The 19,579-nt window shown below is 58.3% G+C and carries 17 protein-coding genes and 3 pseudogenes; 18 read left to right on the plus strand and 2 right to left on the minus strand.

Going from position 1 to position 19,579, the window contains the following annotated elements; translation table 11 throughout:
* Nucleotides 1-145: 145 nt before the first annotated feature.
* Nucleotides 146-1,409, plus strand: a pseudogene (locus AC1DGP_RS32080) (IS110 family RNA-guided transposase); the annotation flags it as partial.
* Nucleotides 1,410-1,789: 380 nt separating this feature from the next.
* Here the strand turns inward: AC1DGP_RS32080 and AC1DGP_RS32085 are convergent.
* Nucleotides 1,790-2,093 (minus strand): annotated as a pseudogene (locus AC1DGP_RS32085) (transposase); the annotation flags it as partial.
* A gap of 61 nt (nucleotides 2,094-2,154) precedes the next feature.
* Nucleotides 2,155-2,319, minus strand: a pseudogene (locus AC1DGP_RS32090) (IS3 family transposase); the annotation flags it as partial.
* Between the two features lie 297 nt (nucleotides 2,320-2,616).
* On the opposite strand from AC1DGP_RS32090, the gene AC1DGP_RS32095 reads away from it, so the two are divergent.
* From AC1DGP_RS32095 to AC1DGP_RS32175, 17 genes are all read left to right on the plus strand, one after another.
* Nucleotides 2,617-3,942: a UDP-glucose dehydrogenase family protein gene (locus AC1DGP_RS32095; protein ID WP_476833067.1), complete on the plus strand. Its 1,326-nt coding sequence runs from the start codon at nucleotides 2,617-2,619 to the stop codon at nucleotides 3,940-3,942.
* Between the two features lie 24 nt (nucleotides 3,943-3,966).
* Nucleotides 3,967-5,055: an NAD-dependent epimerase gene (locus AC1DGP_RS32100; protein WP_476833038.1), complete on the plus strand. Its 1,089-nt coding sequence runs from the start codon at nucleotides 3,967-3,969 to the stop codon at nucleotides 5,053-5,055.
* Between the two features lie 235 nt (nucleotides 5,056-5,290).
* Nucleotides 5,291-6,151: a dTDP-4-dehydrorhamnose reductase family protein gene (locus AC1DGP_RS32105; RefSeq protein ID WP_476833039.1), complete on the plus strand. Its 861-nt coding sequence runs from the start codon at nucleotides 5,291-5,293 to the stop codon at nucleotides 6,149-6,151.
* A 34-nt stretch (nucleotides 6,152-6,185) separates the two neighbouring features.
* A complete protein-coding gene (locus tag AC1DGP_RS32110) occupies nucleotides 6,186-7,214 on the plus strand; it encodes a polysaccharide biosynthesis protein (RefSeq protein WP_476833040.1) in 1,029 nt (342 codons plus the stop codon).
* A 19-nt stretch (nucleotides 7,215-7,233) separates the two neighbouring features.
* Nucleotides 7,234-8,361 (plus strand): non-hydrolyzing UDP-N-acetylglucosamine 2-epimerase, encoded by a 1,128-nt coding sequence (gene wecB, locus AC1DGP_RS32115; protein WP_476833041.1) that lies wholly within the window; start codon nucleotides 7,234-7,236, stop codon nucleotides 8,359-8,361.
* 26 nt (nucleotides 8,362-8,387) lie between these two features.
* Nucleotides 8,388-9,527 (plus strand): glycosyltransferase, encoded by a 1,140-nt coding sequence (locus AC1DGP_RS32120; protein ID WP_476833042.1) that lies wholly within the window; start codon nucleotides 8,388-8,390, stop codon nucleotides 9,525-9,527.
* A gap of 183 nt (nucleotides 9,528-9,710) precedes the next feature.
* On the plus strand, nucleotides 9,711-10,526 hold the full coding sequence (locus AC1DGP_RS32125) for an ABC transporter permease (RefSeq protein WP_476833043.1): 816 nt from the start codon (nucleotides 9,711-9,713) through the stop codon (nucleotides 10,524-10,526).
* Complete coding sequence (locus tag AC1DGP_RS32130) at nucleotides 10,526-11,806, plus strand: ABC transporter ATP-binding protein (RefSeq protein WP_476833044.1); 1,281 nt, start codon at nucleotides 10,526-10,528, stop codon at nucleotides 11,804-11,806. The genes AC1DGP_RS32125 and AC1DGP_RS32130 overlap by 1 nt, the downstream gene beginning before the upstream one ends.
* Nucleotides 11,807-11,815: 9 nt before the next feature.
* Nucleotides 11,816-13,750: an asparagine synthase (glutamine-hydrolyzing) gene (gene asnB / locus AC1DGP_RS32135; RefSeq protein WP_476833045.1), complete on the plus strand. Its 1,935-nt coding sequence runs from the start codon at nucleotides 11,816-11,818 to the stop codon at nucleotides 13,748-13,750.
* Between the two features lie 345 nt (nucleotides 13,751-14,095).
* Complete coding sequence (locus AC1DGP_RS32140) at nucleotides 14,096-14,230, plus strand: integrase core domain-containing protein (protein WP_476833046.1); 135 nt, start codon at nucleotides 14,096-14,098, stop codon at nucleotides 14,228-14,230.
* Nucleotides 14,231-14,346: 116 nt separating this feature from the next.
* Nucleotides 14,347-14,595, plus strand: a complete 249-nt coding sequence (locus AC1DGP_RS32145) for a hypothetical protein (RefSeq protein ID WP_476833047.1) — start codon at nucleotides 14,347-14,349, stop codon at nucleotides 14,593-14,595.
* Between the two features lie 569 nt (nucleotides 14,596-15,164).
* The gene (locus AC1DGP_RS32150) at nucleotides 15,165-16,118 is read left to right on the plus strand and encodes a lysylphosphatidylglycerol synthase transmembrane domain-containing protein (RefSeq protein ID WP_476833048.1); all 954 of its coding nucleotides are present in this window, start codon (nucleotides 15,165-15,167) and stop codon (nucleotides 16,116-16,118) included.
* A gap of 54 nt (nucleotides 16,119-16,172) precedes the next feature.
* The gene (gene pseC / locus AC1DGP_RS32155) at nucleotides 16,173-17,399 is read left to right on the plus strand and encodes a UDP-4-amino-4,6-dideoxy-N-acetyl-beta-L-altrosamine transaminase (protein ID WP_476833049.1); all 1,227 of its coding nucleotides are present in this window, start codon (nucleotides 16,173-16,175) and stop codon (nucleotides 17,397-17,399) included.
* Between the two features lies 1 nt (nucleotide 17,400).
* Nucleotides 17,401-17,847, plus strand: coding sequence for an N-acetyltransferase family protein (locus AC1DGP_RS32160; RefSeq protein WP_476833050.1), 447 nt, complete (start codon nucleotides 17,401-17,403; stop codon nucleotides 17,845-17,847).
* 31 nt (nucleotides 17,848-17,878) lie between these two features.
* The gene (locus AC1DGP_RS32165; RefSeq protein ID WP_476833051.1) at nucleotides 17,879-18,418 is read left to right on the plus strand and encodes an acyltransferase; all 540 of its coding nucleotides are present in this window, start codon (nucleotides 17,879-17,881) and stop codon (nucleotides 18,416-18,418) included.
* The gene (locus tag AC1DGP_RS32170) at nucleotides 18,415-19,137 is read left to right on the plus strand and encodes a glycosyltransferase family 2 protein (protein WP_476833052.1); all 723 of its coding nucleotides are present in this window, start codon (nucleotides 18,415-18,417) and stop codon (nucleotides 19,135-19,137) included. The genes AC1DGP_RS32165 and AC1DGP_RS32170 overlap by 4 nt, the downstream gene beginning before the upstream one ends.
* Entirely contained in the window at nucleotides 19,134-19,511 is a 378-nt protein-coding gene (locus tag AC1DGP_RS32175; RefSeq protein ID WP_476833053.1) for a DUF2304 domain-containing protein, read from the plus strand. The genes AC1DGP_RS32170 and AC1DGP_RS32175 overlap by 4 nt, the downstream gene beginning before the upstream one ends.
* Nucleotides 19,512-19,579 lie beyond the last annotated feature (68 nt).

Here is a 19,579-nt window from a genome sequence, read left to right on the forward strand (position 1 = left end):
CCGTAGCACATTGGGAAGAGGCTCGACCGTTGCCTGACGGCGCGCGAAGCCTTGCGTAGCGCAGCGCGCCGTCACGGCGGTCATGGCCGGCCAGCAGGTCTCTAAAGTGAGGTTGTCGAGACAACACTTTGGAGCGAGGCCAACCATGACCAAGCGCTTTTCTACTCCCACCGGCGCCGTGCTGGTAGCGATCGACATGTCCAAGCACCGCCAGGAGGTGCTGATCGAACGGCCAGAAGGCGGTCGACGCCGGCGGATGACCGTGATGGCGACCAAGCAGGACTACGACCGCCTGGCTGCGGACCTTGCCGCGATCGGGCGGCCGATCCTTGTCGGCTTCGAGGCGACCGGCAACTACCATCGCACGCTCGCCTATCGGCTTCTGACGGCAGGCTTCGAGCTTCGGCTGATCTCCTCGGTCGCGCTCGCCCGGACGCGGGAGGCGCTACACAACGGTTGGGACAAGAACGATCCCAAGGACGCCCAGGTCATCCTGCACATGCTGCGGATCGGTGCCACGCAGGCCTATGTCGACCCGTTGGCCGCCGGCATCAACGATCTCCAGGAGTTGTCGAAGACGCACGAGACGATTTCGAAGGCCAAGACGCAGACCTGGCACCGCATCCTGACGCATTACCTACCGCTGTACTTTCCGGAGATCGGCCGCTTCGCCGGCAATAGCCGCTCGGATTGGTTCCTGGCACTGATCGAGCGCTTCCCGACGCCCGGCAGCATCATCGCACTGGAACGGGAAGCGTTCGTGGCCGAGGCCTGGCCTCTGGTCGGCCGCAAAGTCTCCAAGGCTCGGCTGATCAACGATATCYACGAGACGGCTTGCTCATCGATTGCGTTGCCCGTGCCGGAGGAAAGCGCGGCGATCACGATGTTCCGGATGATTATTGCCCAGGCTCGGGGCCTGATCCGGGAGCGCAAYCGGATCGARGAGATCGCGCAGGTCACGYTGGCCGATCATCMCGAYTACCAGTTGCTGCGGCGGATCCCGGGAATCGGACCGATCAACGCTCTGACAATCCTGGCCGAAGCCGGAGACCTGCGGCGGTTCGGCCATCACCGCCAGTTCCTGAAGTTCTGCGGCCTCGACCTCGCTACCTGCCAATCCGGCACGTTCCGCGGTCGGACCAAGCTGTCGAAGTACGGCAATGCCCGGCTGCGCCGAACGTTCTGGATGGCAGCGCAGGTCGCCGCGCGCCAATGTGACAACAGCTTCCGCGACAAGCTTGGTCGCTATRTTGCCGGTCACGYGGACGATGCCGATCGCCGTCGCAAGGCGATGACCGCGCTTACCGCCAAGATGGCGCGGGTGGCGCATGCCGTCGTCAAGACGGGAACAGAATACCGGCCGTTCCTGGAACGGTCGGATGCCAGGTGGAAGGACCCCTCTCTGCAAGTGCCGTGAGGGCGCCAAAGGCGACCCTGTAGATAATGTTCGGGCCTTCCACCTGGGTGCGTATCTCGTCTTGAGGACGGTGAGGACCACGGCCTGTCAATGCCGCTGGATCCTGTGTTTGCTATGGCTGGGAGCGATCCCGTTGACGGTGGAAACCATCTGGATCAGCTTACTGCCGACGTCGGCGCGTTGCCGACGTGACGAGACCTGTTGGCCAAAGCCCAAAGCTGCCTCCCGACATAGGACGTTGTCGGAATCGACCGTATCCGGCCGGCCGCGCAGCCGAATGATGCTGTCCAGCTCCCGAGCTACGCGCAGGCCTGAGAGCGAAGTGTCGGCGAGGAGCGCCAGGCACTCGCGCGTGTAGTCGTCGACGATGCAGGCATGAGCCACCGCCTTCCGCTTCGCATCGGGCGTCACCACTTTTTTCTGCAGCGACATCCTTCAGGATCGCGTTGTCGAGCAGTTGCTCTGCCAGCAACTTCTTGAGGCGGGCGTTCTCGTCTACCAGTGTCTTCAGCCGGCGGGCGTCCGACACGTCCATCCCGCCATACTTCGCCTTGAACTTGTAGGAGGTCGCCGGGGAGATGCCGTGCTTGCGGCAGACATCCGCCGTCACCGCTCCGGCCTCCTGCTCCTTCAACATCCCTATGATCTGCTCTTCCGTGAACCGCGAGGGGCGCATCGTCCGTCTCCATGATCGACGGACACTACCCAAATCTGGAAGAAGATCAGGGTCTCAGGTCACCCGCTACCCCTTCCAGAAGCTGAATGCGCCATAGTGTGATCTGGTTCGAATGGGCGTCGAACTGCTGCGATACTTGATGTTCGTCTTTTCGCCCTTCGCGGCTGCAACGGCCGCCTTCGCCTTGAAAGGCCGACGTGTGGTTCCGCCACGGCCGTTTCGCCATGGTCTGCCCTGTCGCGGCCATAAGGCCGCTTACAGGCCGAAACTCCACTTATCCGACCTGTCCAATGTTCCCGAACCAGCTCTGTGAACAGTCCACGGAAGCGGGGCAACTCCACATTCCAACTGGAGCGATGGGGAGCGCCGAAATCCATCGTAGACTCCCAATTTCTCAAACCTGCTCCGAAGATTCACGCGCCCCAGAACGATTATCGCTCGCACGGGCTGATACGCAAAAAGGAGGTTGCATGCGAAATAAAGCGCTCCTATACGGTTCTCAGAATTTCAATAGAGAATGCTTATGCACATTGGGATGGTTGGGTCCGGATATGTTGGGCTTGTCTCTGGCGCTTGCTTCGCGGACTTCGGGCACACGGTTTGTTGTATCGACAAAGATGTGACGAAGATTGATGCATTGCATGCGGGCAAAGTTCCTATTTTTGAGCCTGGCCTCAAGGAATTAATCGAAGCCAACGTCCGACAAGGACGCTTGGCATTTACCACCGACTTGCGACAGGCGGTGCAGAACTGTGATGTGGTGTTCGTTGCGGTAGGCACCCCTTCCCGCCGTGGGGACGGATATGCCGATCTCAGCTATGTCTATCATGCGGTACGTGAGATCGCGGCGGTTCTGGACGGTTACACGGTGGTTGTGACCAAATCGACGGTGCCGGTCGGTACCGGCGATGAGGTAGAGCGAATTATTCGCGAAACCCGGCCGGAAGCCGAGTTCTCTGTAGTGTCCAATCCCGAGTTTCTGCGCGAGGGGGCGGCGATTTCAGATTTCAAGCGGCCGGACCGCATCGTGATCGGTACGGAGGACGAGCGCGCCAGGCAGGTCATGGCGGAACTCTACCGGCCGCTTTATCTCAATAAGGCACCGATCCTCGTGACGTCCCGTCGTACGGCGGAGCTGACCAAATATGCCGCCAATGCCTTTCTCGCTACCAAGGTCACGTTCATCAATGAGATGGCCGATCTTTGCGAGGCGGTAGGTGCCGACGTGCAGGATGTGGCTCGCGGGATCGGGCTCGACAATCGTATCGGCGCGAAATTTCTTCACGCTGGGCCGGGCTATGGCGGCTCGTGCTTCCCGAAGGACACCGCGGCTCTGATCAAGACGGCGCAGGATGCCGGCACGCCGACGCGCGTCGTCGAAGCGGTGGCTGCGGTGAACGATCAGCGCAAACGCGCTATGGCCCGCAAGGTGATCGCGGCTTGTGGCGGTGAGGTGCGCGGTAAGACCATTGCAATGCTTGGTCTTACGTTTAAGCCGAACACCGATGATATGCGCGAGGCCCCCTCCATCGCCATCGTCACCGCGCTGCAGGATGCCGGCGCTCGCATTCGCGCTTATGATCCAGAGGGGATGAGGCAGGCGCGCCTCGTGCTCGACAATGTCGATTACGCCACAGACCCCTATTCCTGTGTCGAGAGCGCTGATGGGCTTGTCATCGTCACCGAGTGGGACGCGTTTCGTGCGCTCGAGCTCGACCGGATCAGCCGACTGATGAAGCAGCCTGTTATGGTCGACCTCCGGAATGTCTACCGCGGGGAGGAGGTCGTTCGGTACGGCTTCCGCTATGTCGGCGTGGGGCTTCGTGAGCAGAGCACGACCACGCCCTAGTGTATTGAGGGCTCGCACGGCACCATGAATGGACCAGCTATCGGCTCGCTGACCAGCGAGCACAACTTGGTCGGCCAGAAAATCCTCGTGACGGGGTCTGCCGGGTTCATTGGTTTTCACACGGCCAAGCGCCTGCTGTCTCTAGGCGCTCGGGTTCTGGGGGTCGATAACGTCAACAGCTACTACGACCCGTCACTCAAGGAGGCTCGGCTTGCATTGCTGGCTGAAATGCCCGGCTTTGCGTTTGAGCGGATGGACATATCGGACGACCTCGTTGTAAAGGTCGTCGCTGATTTCCAGCCTTCTGTTATTATCCACTTGGCGGCGCAGGCAGGCGTACGCTATTCGATCGATAATCCGAAGATGTATATCGGGTCTAATATCTCGGGGTTTTTGAACATACTCGAAGCCTGCAGAGCCTGCCCGGTTAATCATCTGATCTATGCATCATCAAGCTCGGTCTACGGCGCCAATCAAAAGGTGCCTTTCTCGGAGCACGACCGGGCCGATCATCCGGTGTCGCTCTACGCTGCGACCAAGCGGGCCAACGAATTGATGGCGCATACATATGCCCACCTCTTTGGCGTTCCCTCTACTGGCTTACGCTTTTTCACAGTCTATGGGCCGTGGGGCCGCCCGGACATGGCCTATTTCAAATTCACGCAGGCTGTTGCCAAGGGGGAGCCGATCGACATCTACAACGAAGGCCGGATGGAGCGCGACTTCACTTATATCGACGACGTCGTCGATGCCATCGTTGCTCTCACAGGCCGCCCCGCTCGGCCCGCCCCCGATTTTGATCCCGCCAGCCCAGATCCGGCGACAGCAGCGGTGCCCCATCGCATATACAATATCGGCAATCACACGCCGGTGTCTTTGGAGCGTTTCATCACCGCGATCGAGGCCGCGCTGAACCGGAAGGCAACGCGTCGTTTGTTGCCGATGCAGCCCGGTGATGTCCCCCGCACATTCGCTGATGTCGATGACCTCATCGCCGCGGTGGGCTTTGCGCCTCGGACGTCCATCGAAGATGGTATCGCTCGCTTCGTGGCCTGGTACAGCAATTATGCGGAACAAGCGCACGAGGCGATCCCCGCACGAAATGGTCGATGATCTCGCGCTGGCAGAGCTCCTCAAACAGGGACGTTTTTGCCGCCTCGAAAAACACTCCTTCGCTGGTTGCAGCAGCAAGGTTCCTCTGGCACATCAGAGCCGAACGCTTACAGGATACGCACTTCAGACTGCCGGGGCGGAGTTCGCCCGAAATCGCCCGCATTGAAATCAATAGCGCATCTTCCGCGCCATCGCGTCTCGGGCCGCCGCCGGGGAAGCAGCCAAAGGGGAGTCGATGTCAAAAGTTCTCGTAATCGGTGTTTCCGGGATGCTCGGAAGCGCTGTATATCGTCTTCTCGCTTCGTCAAAGGGCTTCAGCGTTACGGGAACGGTCCGCTCTTCGACCTCCCTGAGCCAGCTCCCCCGCGGCGACAACGCCCGCATCATTTCGGGCGTCGAGGTATTGGATACAGATCGGCTCGTGCGCCTCCTGGTGGAGGAGCGGCCCGATGTGGTGGTCAACTGCGTTGGCATTATCAAGCAGCTTTCCGCGGCCAAAGATCCGCTTGTCTCGATTTCCATCAACGCTCTTCTTCCGCATCGCCTCGCGGAGCTCTGCGCGGTCGCCGGGGCGCGCCTCGTTCAGATTTCGACGGACTGTGTCTTCGACGGATCACGCGGTGGATATCGGGAGGCTGATCTTCCCGATGCTGACGACCTCTACGGTCGGACCAAGCTGCTTGGTGAAGTCGACTATTCTCACGCCATCACGCTGAGGACATCCATTATTGGCCATGAAATGGGGAGCGCGGTGTCGCTGGTCGATTGGTTCCTGAGCCAACAGGGGCCAACCGTGAAGGGCTACCGAAAGGCGATCTACACGGGCTTGCCCACGGTGGAGTTGGCGCGCGTCATCCGAGACTTCGTTATCCCGCGGCCCCAGATGCATGGCTTGTGGCATGTGGCGTCCGATCCGATCAGCAAGTTTGACCTGCTTCATCTCGTCGCAAAAACTTACGGAAAATCAATCGAGATTGTTCCTGATGATTCGGTCGCGATTGACCGTTCGCTTGATGGATCGCGATTTCGCGAAGAGGCCGGCTATGTGGCGCCAGCCTGGCCTGAGCTGATCGTGCGGATGCGCGCGGAACGCTGAGCTCACGATCTGCCCTTTACCGAAGGATCATTGGATGACTGCAGATAGCCTCGACATCAAGGGGAAGGTTCTCCTCATAACCGGAGGGACTGGCTCGTTCGGCAACGTCGTCCTCGAGCGCTTCCTGAAGGAGGGCATTGGCGAGATCCGTGTCTTCAGCAGGGACGAGAAGAAGCAAGAGGATATGCGCCTCGCGCTCAAGAACCAGCGCGTAAAATTCTATATTGGCGACGTGCGCGAGCCGAACAGCATTGCCGGTGCGATGAGAGGGGTCGACTTCGTCTTCCATGCCGCGGCGCTCAAGCAGGTGCCTTCCTGCGAATTCTATCCCATGGAAGCGGTGCGCACGAACGTTCTGGGCGCCGAGAATGTCCTGGACGCGGCTGTTCGCGCCGAGGTGAAGCGGGTTGTCGTCCTCTCCACGGACAAGGCCGTCTATCCCATCAACGCGATGGGAATGAGTAAGGCGCTCATGGAGAAGATCACCGTTGCGAAGGCGCGTCTTCTATCGGACGACGCCACGACTATGTGCGCGACCCGCTACGGCAACGTGATGGCCTCGCGCGGTTCCGTTATTCCTCTGTTCGTGTCTCAGGTAAAGGCAGGCCAGCCCATTACTGTGACGGATCCGAACATGACACGGTTCCTGATGTCGCTGGACCAGTCAGTGGATCTCGTTGTGTACGCCTATAAGAACGCTCGTCAGGGCGACATATTTGTCCAGAAGGCTCCGGCAAGTACGATTGGCGATCTGGCGAAGGCCATTATGGAGATCTTCAATCGCGAGGTTCCGATCCGCATCATCGGTACGCGACATGGTGAGAAGAGATACGAATCCCTCGTTTCACGTGAAGAAATGGCACGTGCCCACGATCATGGCCTTTATTATCGTGTTCCTCAAGACGATCGCGACCTCAACTATGACAAGTATTTTGTTGAGGGCGAGAAGGAAATTTCCCAATCGGATGATTATACCTCAGACAATACCGAAATTCTTGATGTCGCGGGTGTGAAGCGACTTCTGTTGGAGCTCGATTTCATCAAGAATGCTCTTGAGTCCTGAGTCGCAGGAAACGTCCGTTATGCGCAAAGTTATGTCGATCGTCGGGACGCGCCCAGAACTCATCAAGATGTGCCGTGTGCTCTCGCTCCTTGATCAGCATACCCAGCACGTTCTTGTCCACACGGGGCAGAACTACGATTTCGGCTTGAACGAGGTCTTTTTCAGAGATCTTGAAATTCGCCCGCCGGATTATTATTTGGGTGCTGCCGGCGGAACGGCTATCCGGACTATTTCGGAAGTCCTCACGGGCGCAGATGCCGTAATGGAGGAGGAAAAGCCGGAGGCGGTGCTCATATACGGTGACACGAATTCCGGGCTGGCGGTCATCGCGGCCAAGCGCCGGAAGATCCCTGTCTTTCATATGGAGGCGGGGAATCGGTGTTTCGACCAGCGAGTGCCTGAAGAACTCAATCGGAAGGTCATCGACCATCTATCCGATGTGAATATGGTGCTCACGGAACACGCGCGTCGGTACCTCATCGCAGAGGGGCTTCCTCCGGAGCTGATCTTCAAAGTCGGCTCCCACATGGAAGAGGTGCTCGATCACTTCATGCCGAAGATCCAGGCGTCCGATGTCATTGGGCAACTGGGTCTGGAAGAGGGGCGCTTTTTCCTCGTGAGCAGTCATCGTGAGGAGAATGTCGACAGCGAGACCAATCTGCGCGATCTGGTCGATGCATTGAATGGTTTGGCGGAATCCCATGAATATCCGGTCGTCGTCTCGACCCATCCGCGCACCCAAAAGCGATTGGAGGCGTTGGGCGATCTTCGGCTCGATACTCGGATCAGGTTCCTTCCTCCCTTCGGATTTCTTGACTATATACGGCTGCAAATGGCCGCAACTTGTGTTGTGTCCGATAGCGGGACGATTACTGAAGAGGCCTCTCTCCTCGGCATTCCAGCTGTCACGGTTCGTCAGGCCCACGAGCGCCCTGAGGGCATGGACGAAGGTACTCTGGTGATGTGCGGGCTGAAACGCGCCGACGTTCTCGACGCTGTGCGTTTCGTGACCTCAACCCGAACCGGAACTCTCGCTCAAGCGCGCCGGGTGGGAGACTATGTCGGTGGCCCGGTCTCGCGGAAGGTCGTCGGCATTGTCCTCAGCTATATCGACTATGTGAATCGCGTGGTGTGGCAGAAGGCCTGATCCATCGGCTGGGTTTGGAGGGGATGATGGCAGGTGTGACGGTTCTCCATGTGGCTCCCAATCTGGCGCAGGGAGGTGCCGAGCGCCTGCTGCACCTGCAAGCCACTGTTGCGCATCCGGGCATCGAGCACCACTTGGCGCTTATGGAGGATGTAGCTTTCTTCAGTACCTCAGGGTTGCACGTCGCTTCTCTCGGCTTTGATCTTTCGTCTCGGGCTGACTCCCTTCTTCACCTGGCGCCCGCCATGAAGGCACTTCGACAACGGGTAATCGAAACTCGTCCGAGCGTTATTCAGGGGTGGCTTTATTACGGCGCTTTTCTGACGCTTGCGCTTAAGGGGTGTGGCATTCCAATTGTTTGGGCCATACACAACAGCACTTTTCCAAAATTCAGGAAGAACCCTGTTCTCTACGGGGTCGATCGACTTCTGGCTCTCGCCTCAGGGAGCGTGCCGGAACGGATTGTCTACTGTGCGGATGCTGCGCGTACGTTCCACGAGGCGCGTGGATATAGCTCACGGGTAGGGGGGGTGGTAGAAAATGGGGTTGACTCTACCCGATTCCGGCCAGATCCGGTTAGGCGGGCGGAGATGCGGGCCCGACTCGGCTTGGACCCGTCCACCCTGGCAGTGGGACTGTTTGGGCGTCATGACCCGCAAAAGGACATTCCCGGCTCCTTAGAGGCATTCGCGGCTTTCGCTCGTGACCGCGGAAATGTACGCCTCGTCTTGGCCGGGCGTGGCATGGACGAGGCAAATCATGAGTTGCGCAATCTCTTAGAGGCTCACAACCTCCTGGACAAAACCCTTCCGCTCGGTTTGGTGGGGGATATGGAAGCTCTCATCGCGGCGGTCGACATCGTCATGCTGGGTTCTCTGTATGGGGAAGCCCTGCCGATGGTGCTTCTGGAAGCGCTGGCGTCCGGCACGCCAATCGTCGCCACAAAGGTTGGCGAGGTCGTCAATCTGCCCGTGCCGGGCTATGCCCTTGTCGCACCGGGCGATCCGCGTGCGCTGGCGGAGGCGCTGGTGGCTGTGGCCGCGCAGGCTTGCGCACCGACTTGGAGTTCTGCCTTTGCGGCCGTTCGTGAAGCCTATGGCCTTGAGCGATGCCTCGAGGGCTATGCGGGGCTATATACCCGTCTTGCGGCTGGGAAACCGACATAATGAGATACGCCAGCTCCGCTAGAGGTTTCAGTCCCATTGTGGCCAAATTGTCTCCATATTGATCGAGTTATCGAGCCAGTCTAACTCGGCGAAAGCGCGCTCGGATGCGTCGATAAATTTCGTTTTGGTTTGCAATGGCTATAAGGTTTCGGACTATGAATTCTTTCGGGGGACATTAACAGTATGAGCTTTGTAAGCGACGCCAGTTTTTTTGGGCGCACAGTAGCACGAAATCGCTTTCTGCTCTTGGAGATGTCACGCCGGGATTTGTTCGACCGCTATGCGGGGCAAGCGCTCGGCGGCTGGTGGACACTCATTCACACTGTCTCGTTGGTAGGGGTCTATCTGCTCCTTTTCAGTGTCTTTTTTTACCCGAACGCCAAGACCGGCGGTGCTGCCGCGGTATCGCCAACGATCTATATCCTAGCCGGCATGTTGCCATGGTTGTGGGCGGCCGAGGTTTTTATTCGAGCGCCGGGCGTCATTCGCGATCATTCCGAACTGACGCGGCAGGTTGTGTTTCCGACAGAGATTCTTCCTCTCAAGATTACGTTGTCCGCGTTCTTTACAACGTTTATCGGGTTGTCTTTGTTGGTGGCGTATGGTCTTGTGTCCGGAACGGTGCACGTTTTATCTTTATTATTACTTCTGGTTGCCCTGTTGATCCTCGGAGTGTTTCTGGCGGGGGTTGCTCTCATTGCGAGTGCGGTCGGTGTATTTCTGAAGGATGTCAAAGAGCTGATGGCGCTCTACGCTCGGGTGGGGGTATATGCGGCTCCGGTCTTCTATTTTCTTGAGATGTTGCCGGAGCGGTGGCGGCCGGTTCTCTATGCCAATCCGATGACCTGGTTCATTGAGCTCTTCCACGACTCTCTTGCGTATGGTGAGGTCCGTCACATCAGCGTATGGATCGTCGCATCCTCCATGGCAGTCATCACGTGCATGGTCGGTGCAGTGCTGTTTGCGCGCCTGAAGCCGCAGTTCGGGAGTTTTGTATAATGGCTGAGGGCGATGTCGCGATCCACGTGGAAAGGCTGAGTAAGGTCTATAAACTTTATCAGCATCCCCATGATTTGCTGTTTGAGATGATCTCGCGCCGGAAGCGCCATCGGGAGCATTGGGCGCTGAAAGACATTTCATTTGAGATCCCGAGAGGTGGTGTCTGGGGCGTTATCGGTCGAAATGGCGCCGGAAAAACCACGCTTCTCCGCACCATCACAGGCACGCTCAACCAGACGTCGGGCACTGTGAAGGTGAACGGGCGCGTGTCCGCCATCATGGTCTTGGGCACAGGCTTCAACCCGGAACTCACCGGTCGCGAGAATATTCTCCTCGGGGGGCTTTGTCTCGGCATGACTCCGATAGAGATCCGCGACAAGGAAGCAGGCATCATCGCCTTCAGCGGGCTCGGAGAATTCATCGACGCGCCTTGCAAGACATATTCAAGTGGCATGCTGGCGCGTTTGGCGTTTAGCGTGGCATCGAGCGTCGACCCGGATATCCTTATTGTCGATGAAGCGCTGGCCACGGGCGATATGGTGTTCAACGCCAAAAGCTACGCTCGGATCCGCTCCATCGCTAAAGGTGGCGCGACGGTGCTTTTCGTTACCCATAGTCTAGGCCAGATCTATGAACTCTGCGATCGAGCGATCCTCCTCGAAAATGGGCAGGTCCTTGCGATCGGCGAGCCGCGTCAGGTTGGGCAGATCTACGAGCAGATGCTGCAGGAAGAGATGAGCGCGGCGAATCAGGCAGCGAAGCCAGTCATCACCGTCGGGGGCGAGCCGCAGGCAGCCGGCGCCGAGCTTCCTGCCGTCGAGATCAAAGGTGCTCAATTCCTCGACGAAGCTGGTCACGAAGTGCCCAGCATGTCTCAGGGCCGAACCTACACGATCCGCATCAATTTCACCGCGCATCGCCCGATCCCCTCGATTTCCCTCGGCTATAATATCCGTCTTCCGACGGGGAACGTCATCTACGGCACCTCGACGTCGGTTCAAGGTGTGGATATCGTTCCAACGGTGGGGCGGCCGGCCTATGTCGACTTCTCGTTCCCTTGCCAGCTTGCGACCGGATCCTACTTCCTCTATCTCGGCGTTTCCGAAAACCTGAGTGGCCTTCAGGACGCTAACCATTACTCAATGCTGCATGCGATTGCGGACGCCGTGATTCTGTCCGTCAAGAGCGAGCGGTTATTCGCGGGCTTCGTCGATTGCGAGAGCGAATTCGTGGGCGCCTCAGGGGCTCAATCGCTCAGGGTGGCGGAAAAGGCCGCATAAGAGGCGCGCATGTGTGGGATCGCGGGAATCTACGGGCGCGCTAATGCCGCCGCAGTAGGCATGATGCTGGAGGCTATGCGGCACCGCGGGCCTGACGACGAGGGGATCTTCTCTGATCATCTGGTCGCTCTCGGTCAACGGCGGCTTGCTGTCATCGACACCTCGGCTGCGGGGCATCAGCCGATGCCTGCCGCAGGCGGCGCTATCCAGCTTGTCTTTAACGGGGAAATCTACAATTTTCGCGAGGAGCGGGCCATGCTCGAGGAGCGTGGCCACCGCTTCACGAGTCATTCGGATACAGAGGTGCTCCTCGCGCTTTACGAGACCTATGGTGACGACTGTGTGACCCGGCTTCGCGGGATTTTCGCCTTTGCGATCTATGACACACGTGGTGGCCCGGGGCGTGAGCGGCTCCTACTCGCTCGCGACCATTTCGGCATCAAGCCGCTCCTCTACGCCAGACGGGGCGACGCCATCGTCTTCGCGTCCGAGTTGAAGGGAATTCTCGCATCTGGTCTTATTGAGGGGCAGGTCGACAATGCAAGCCTGCGTCAGCTGCTTAATCTTGGCTCTGTCTACCAGCCGCGGACCCTGATCGAGGGCGTGAGTGCATTGCCCTCGGCCCATCGGATGATCGTGGACCGCAATGGCACCCGGATCGAGCGCTACTGGTCGTATGATCTTGATCGTGTGAAGGGGCTGCGCCAGCGCCCCTATGCCGAACAGCTAGAGGTTCTGCACGGGGTGATCGGCGAGGCGATCAAGTTGCAGATGGTTGCCGACGTGCCCGTCGGCGCCTTCCTGTCGGGAGGGGTGGATTCATCGCTGGTCGTCGCGCTGATGTCGCGCATTAGCGGAGCACATATCAAGACCTTCTCGGTCGGTTTCGAGGCCGGAGCTGATGCCCACGATGAGACCCACGAGGCGGCCGAAATCGCGTCGTTGCTGGAAACGGATCATAGCCGGGTCGTCGTCACTAGCGCCGACATGGAGCAGCACCTCAGCCGGTTCGTGCGCGGTATCGACCAACCCTCCGTCGATGGGCTGAACTCCTATTTTGTCTCTCATGCCGCGGCCCAGAGCGTTACGGTCTCTCTTTCGGGCACAGGGGGCGATGAGGTTTTTCTCGGCTATCCCTGGTTCGGGGCAATTGCTCGCGACTTTCCTGTGGCACCACCCGGCCCAATGAGCCTGTTCCGGCGGCTGATGGGCCGTCACCGCGGGATTGTACCAAACAAGGATCCCGGCCCTGACATCTGCAATGCTATGGGGGGCCTCTATCATTGCTATGGGCCCGATCTCGCCGATAAGCTCCTGGCACCGGAAAGGCGTGCGGGCAGTGCGTTCACTACGTTTGCCGAAGACTTTATCGTCAATGACGAACTGCGTGGGGCCGAGCCGCTGGATCGCGCGAGTGTGCTGTGCCTAAACGGCTACACTCGCAACCAGCTTCTTCGCGACATTGATTGCTGCGCGATGGCGCATTCGCTCGAAGTTCGCGTTCCCTTCCTGGATCCGGTTGTCGTCGATCACGCCCTTTCTCTGCCGACCAGCGCGAAGCTTGCAGTGACCTCGAGAACGCTCGAATATGGTGCAAGCTACAACGACAGCGGCGTAAAGCGTGTCGTCTGTGATGTCGCCAAGCGCCACCTCCCCGACTGGTTCTTTGAACGACGCTCGAAGAAGGGTTTCGCTTTACCCTATGCCGATTGGTTGAAGGGACCGCTCAGGGGGATCATGGATGATGCCCTATCGCCGCAATCTGTGGCGAGCGCAGGGCTTTTCGATCCGACGGTCGTCTCGCGTCTGCGCGCGGATTTTCTAAGCGGCCGTCGACCCTGGTCGCATGTCTGGCTGCTAATGATCACAGAGCTTTGGCGGCGAGAGATTCTTGAGAACGTCACTCAAAGCGCTTCTGTAACGACGCCTGTTGCCGTTAGTTGATCGGCTAGCTGTCGAAGCTATGAAGGTTGTTCATCCGGGGTAGGACTGAGAGGCTGGGGGTGCGAAGCTCCAACTTTTTGACCGCAGGCGCCCGGATGGCCTTTGTCGAAGTGCTGCCAAGCCTCGGCGGGGAGGACGCCACGGCCTTCCTCGAACGCGCGCTTGCCTGGTTCGGCCGTCTCGGCGTCACGGTCGAACGCGTGATGACCGACGATGGCTCCGCCTATCGTTTGAAGCTCTTTGCCACGGCCCTCGCAAAAGCCGGCGCCCGCCATCTCCGCACCCAGCCCTGCACTCGCGAACCAACGGCAAGGCCGAGCGCTTCATCCAGACCAGCCAGCGCGAATGGGCCTATGCCAGGCCTATGCCAGGCCTTATCGGAGCTCCGCCGAGCGCCACGCTGCCATCGGGCCATGGGCAAACGACTACAATTGCAGCCGACCTCACTCAGCCCTCGGCGGAAAATCGACGCGCTGTTAACTATCGAGAACGCCATTAACGGTCGGAACGCCGCCTAGCGTCGCCACGCCCGGCAGGAACAACGCGCGCCTCTCGTGGCCGAACCGCAGGCCTAGCTACGCGACGAGCGATCGCGTTTGTCCCGCTCCATCTCGGTCGCCAAGCCGATCGACTGCATGTTCAGGCGTTGGAATTACATCGCCCGATTCCCCGAGGACGGCAGGGCCTGCTCGATCAACTGTGCGGAGGAGCGCGCCCCTTCGTGGTTTTGCCCACGGCAGAAAATCATGACGCTTCGCCGGCTCCGATCGTGTAGCAGCCCCGCCTCGGCGATGATCACGCTGATCATGAAGGCCAAGCTCAACGACGTCGTTCCGTGGGCGTAGCTTGGCGATGTCCTCGCCCGTATCGCCGACACGCCGCGGAACCAGCTTTCTGAACTGCTGCCAGCCATGGGGGTGGAAGACGCCGGTTCCGAAGGCGGCGCCTGAGCCGTAGCCGCAATCTCTCACGTCTTCACGCTTCGGCGTGCCGCTCAGATTCTGAACCGCGACGAAGGCCTGCTGTGGGGCCTGTCCGATCAGCTCAAGCCGAGGAGGGTATGCTCTGGATCCACGACATCGACGATGCCGAGATCCTTGCCTTCACTGGCATCGAGGCGCTCCAAAATTATCAGGGATTCAAGTCGGTCTTTCCGGTGCGCCCCGCACTCTCACATGTCAGGACGCGGTTCTCACTGTGTGCGTACTAATCGGCTGCGGCTATTGGACTTAATCCGTTACACCCCCGCACGGAGGAGCGGCGATCTGCCCCTATTTAAGCTGATTACCGATTAGCGGCCGCTATCTCGTCCCAACTACTTCCCGTTTAAATTTCCGCCCTTCTTGTTGCATCACTAACATGCTGTAAAACCGCATCTGCGAAATGAGCGCCGAGATGCAATGAAGTCACCCTTATGAAAACCGTCGTGTTACGTCGAAATATCACCGTCATGGCGGGATTTGCGATCTCGCTCGTTTTTATCTGCTATTCAGTAGCCCATTTGGATTGGCCAACATTTGCGAACGCCCTTGCCGCTGTCGATCTCTCGTGGATGGCCGTATTCATTCTGGCACTTTTGCTGACCATGGTTCTTCGCGCATGGCGCTGGCACATGATTACGGGCCTTCCGCGCCGCGATTGGCTCGCCGTATGGCAAGCTTCGTGCGTCGGCTACGCAGGCACCGCAATTTTCCCCGCTCGTGCTGGGGAGGTCATGCGAGTGATTCATCTCCAGCGCCTAGCCAAAGCTTCAACGGGTCTAGCGGTTGGAAGCTCGATCGTCGATCGCCTGATCGATGCAGTTGCCGTCTGTGCCCTGATTGGCGTTGGGCTTGTGATCTTTGTTTCAAGTCAAGCGATCGGACATTTATTTATTCTGATGGGCGGACTTCTTTTTCTCGCCTGCACTGCAATCGCCATTTTTGTGCTTGGCGGACATCGATGGTTTCACTTGGGTGAGCGGCCCGATAGACAAGGAGTAATCCGATCGCGCGTAGCGAGATGGTTGGGCGAAGCGGTCTCCGGACTTCAAACGTTACGTAGTTGGCGCATTTTAGCTGTCCTAGGCGGGCTCCAATGCGTGATCAGTCTCCTAGATGTCCTGGCCTGCTGGGTGCTACTTTGGGCATTCGGTTGGGCGTTACCGTTGGCCGCGGCGCTCCTCACCTTGATCTGTCTCGCGGTGGCCTCCGCACTGCCATCCACACCGGGCTATCTAGGGGTCTATCAAGTTGCGGCGATGGCAGCCCTCCATGAATTCGGCCTTGCTCGTTCCGAAGCCCTGGCTTACGGCACACTCCTGCAGGTTTGCAATTTCGGCTTGTTCCTGGCAGTTGGACTCTGGGTCTATTTGAAGGCGAGGCCGTGACCCTCGCTCTCCTTGGAACAAGCACTCCCTGTGAAGGCTGCCGCGGTGACAAATATGGATGTGTCTTCTCGATCTGAAGCTGAAAGCCAGCTCGCAATCATGGGCGGAGCGCCGGTTCGGGACACTGTTCTGCCGTATGGCAGGCAGTCGATCGATGACGAAGACAGGAGCGCGGTCGATGCCGTTCTACGCGGTGACTGGCTGACGACTGGACCATACGTCAAGGCCTTTGAAGATTGTATCGCGACCTTCTCGGGCGCGAAGCATGGCGTGGCGGTTTCCACGGGGACGGCTGCGCTGCATGCCGCGCTGCATTCCCTGGCTATCGCCCCGGGTGACGAAGTGATCGTCCCTGCGATCTCCTTTGTTGCAACCTCTAATTGTGTCCTCTACATGGGCGCGACGCCCGTATTCGCTGACCTTCAACGCGACACTTTGAACGTTTGCCCCGACGAAATACTCAAGAAAATAACGCCAAGAACGAAGGCCATTGTCGCTGTCGATTTCGCCGGCCATCCCTGCGATCATGATGCCATTCGCGACATAGCACGGAAGCACAACCTCGCCGTCGTTTCTGATGCGGCTCACTCTCTTGGAGCAACCTACAAGGGCCGAAAGGTTGGAACGCTGCAGGATCTGACTGCACTGAGCTTTCATCCCGTCAAGCACATAACGACCGGTGAAGGCGGCATGGTGCTGACCGACGACAGTGCGATCGATAACCGGCTGCGCTCGTTTCGACATCACGGAATCGACCTGGACCTTCACACGCGGCATCGTGAGCAGAGCTGGGCCTACGATGTCGTTACGCTGGGATACAATTACAGGATCCCCGATATCAACTGCGCCTTGGGCATCGCCCAGATGCAAAAGCTCCCGCTCTGGCTCGAACGTCGCAAGGAAATCGCAGCCACCTATGCGCGTGCGCTTGGTGACCTGGATACGATTGAGATTCCGACCGAACGGTCGGGATGTTCGTCCGCATGGCATTTGTACGTCGTACGATTGAACCTCGAAAAGTTAAGCGTCGGAAGAAAGGAATTTTTCTCGGCGATGCGCGCTGAGCGTATTGGCGTGAACGTTCACTACATTCCCATCCCGTGGATGAGCTATTATCAGTCTCTTGGCTACCGGCGCGGTGAATGGAAAGTCGCAGAGATGGAGTACGAGCGGACGCTGAGCCTGCCTATTTTTCCAGCCATGACCGGGCAGGACGTGGATGACGTCGTCACGGCCATCCGGAAGGTTACCAATGCCTACCGGTCGCGAGCAAGGCTCTAAGGTGAACATTCGCCCCGCGATGGCAGAAGACAGCGACGAAATCCTGAGGTGGCGCAACGACGACGCTACCCGAGCAATGTCGCTGAACACGGAGCCTGTCGGCGCAGAGCAGCATTCGGCCTGGTTCGCACGTCTCCTTTCGGATGAGCAGAGGTTGGCCTTCGTTGGAACCGTCGGCGGCCACGCCGTAGGCTGGGTCCGATTTGATCCGCTCGAAAACCAGGACGGCTTTCTCGTGAGCATTACGATGGCTCCGGAAGCGCGCTCGCGCGGGATGGGCTCACAGCTTCTCGGGCAGGCGCTTCAGAATCTTCGTTTACGCCATCCCAAATCAGACGTCGTCGCGAACGTAAAGAACAACAATGTCGCCAGTCGAAAGCTGTTTCAGAGCCACCTGTTCCAAATCTCGGACGACACCGGCCCCCTACAGACACTTGTCTTGAGATAGTTCGGATTGGGACCGGGAGGCAGAGGCGGTTATGATTAAACAGATTGGCGGAGAGCCGATTGGGAAATATTTTAGGAACAGCGCTTTTATTTGGAAAGGCCTTCTAAGCTACCTCGCCTATGTCACGATCTTTCCGCCTTCGCTCTCCGCCCGTATTCACAAGTGGCGAGGTGTAAAATTCGACGACTACGCCACTGTTTACATCGCGCCAAACGTGCTTATTGATAGCACGTTTCCGGAGTATGTAAGTATACGCAACCACGTTTACATCACGCGCGGTGCGAAGATTATTGCCCACACCACCTTCACTCGCCCCGTTCAGGCCATCGCAGGGACCGAGTACATCCTTGGCAATGTAACGCTGGATGAGGGTTGCTACATCGGGGTCAACGCGGTGGTGCTGCCATCAGTCACTGTTGGGAAATGCTCGATAGTTGGAGCTGGAGCCGTTGTAACGAAGGACGTCCCGCCCTACGCGATTGTCGCCGGAAGCCCCGCGCGCCAAATCGGTGACGTTCGGCAGCTCGCAAAAAATACAACCCCATCCAACAACGGCACAAGCTTCCAATGAACAACACCCAGGCGACGCCGAAGGTCTTGATAATTATTCCGGCATTCAATGAAGAGAAGAACCTCCCTTCGCTTCTGGACGCCTTGCTGTATCTGGGCAGGACGGTCGTTGTAGTGAACGATTGCTCGCATGATAAAACAGCCGAATGCGCCCGAAGGAAAGGAGTACCTGTACTGGACCTTCCGGCAAATCTTGGCATTGGCGGCGCCGTTCAAACGGGCTTCAAATACGCTATCGCAAACAACTTCGACATCGTTGTTCAGATCGACGGGGACGGCCAACACGACCCCCACTGGATAGAAACAGTGATAAAGCCGATCCTTGATGGTCGTGCTGACTGTGTCATTGGCTCTCGCTACTTGCCGGATGCACCAGACCGCGACTACCGTACGCCGCTGGCGCGCCGCGCGGGGATGCATTTCTCGACTGCAATCCTCAGGCTAGCGACAGGCCTCAAGATCCACGACACAACATCCGGCTTCCGGGCCCTCAATCGCTCGGCTTTTGCGTTTTTCGCACGGTCGTACCCCGTGGACCATCCCGAGGCAGAGGCTCTGCTGGTTCTCCATCGCCATGGATTTCGAATAGGCGAAGTACCGATAAAGATGCGAGGGCGCGCGCACGGAGCGTCCCTGTTCAACTTCACTCGATCGGCGCTCTATCCATTAAGAGTCATTGTCGGCTTTGTGGGCATTATCTTCGCGAGTAAAGGCAAATGAGCAGCCCCGCCAGTCCGGCAATCCTCGGCTTCACGCTCCTGTTTCTCGTTTTCGCTTACACAATCTACCTTGTTAGGTCCGGGCGGATTTCCGCGCATCTAGCCATAACATGGATCGCCACGGAACTTCTGTTGATGCTCGTCATGGGGATTGGCAGCCTTCGTTCCTTTACAAGATCGGTGCTAGGAGATGATGGAGCCCCCTATAGTCTATTTTTAATCGGTATTCTTTGGGTCATCTTTTTGATGCTCGAAAGCCTGAGCCGAATTTCGCTCTTGTCGACAAAACTCAAAGACGTAACGCAAGAGCACGCACTGCTTAAGGAGCGCATCGAGAGTATCGAACGCTCCAGCAACCTGAAGAACAATGCCTAAGCGTATCTTCGGCCTCGATGTCGCGACGGCATTGCTGCTTCTGTGGCTACTTGTTTGCGCGTTCTTGT

Source organism: Allobosea sp. 05T433 (assembly GCF_056396065.1).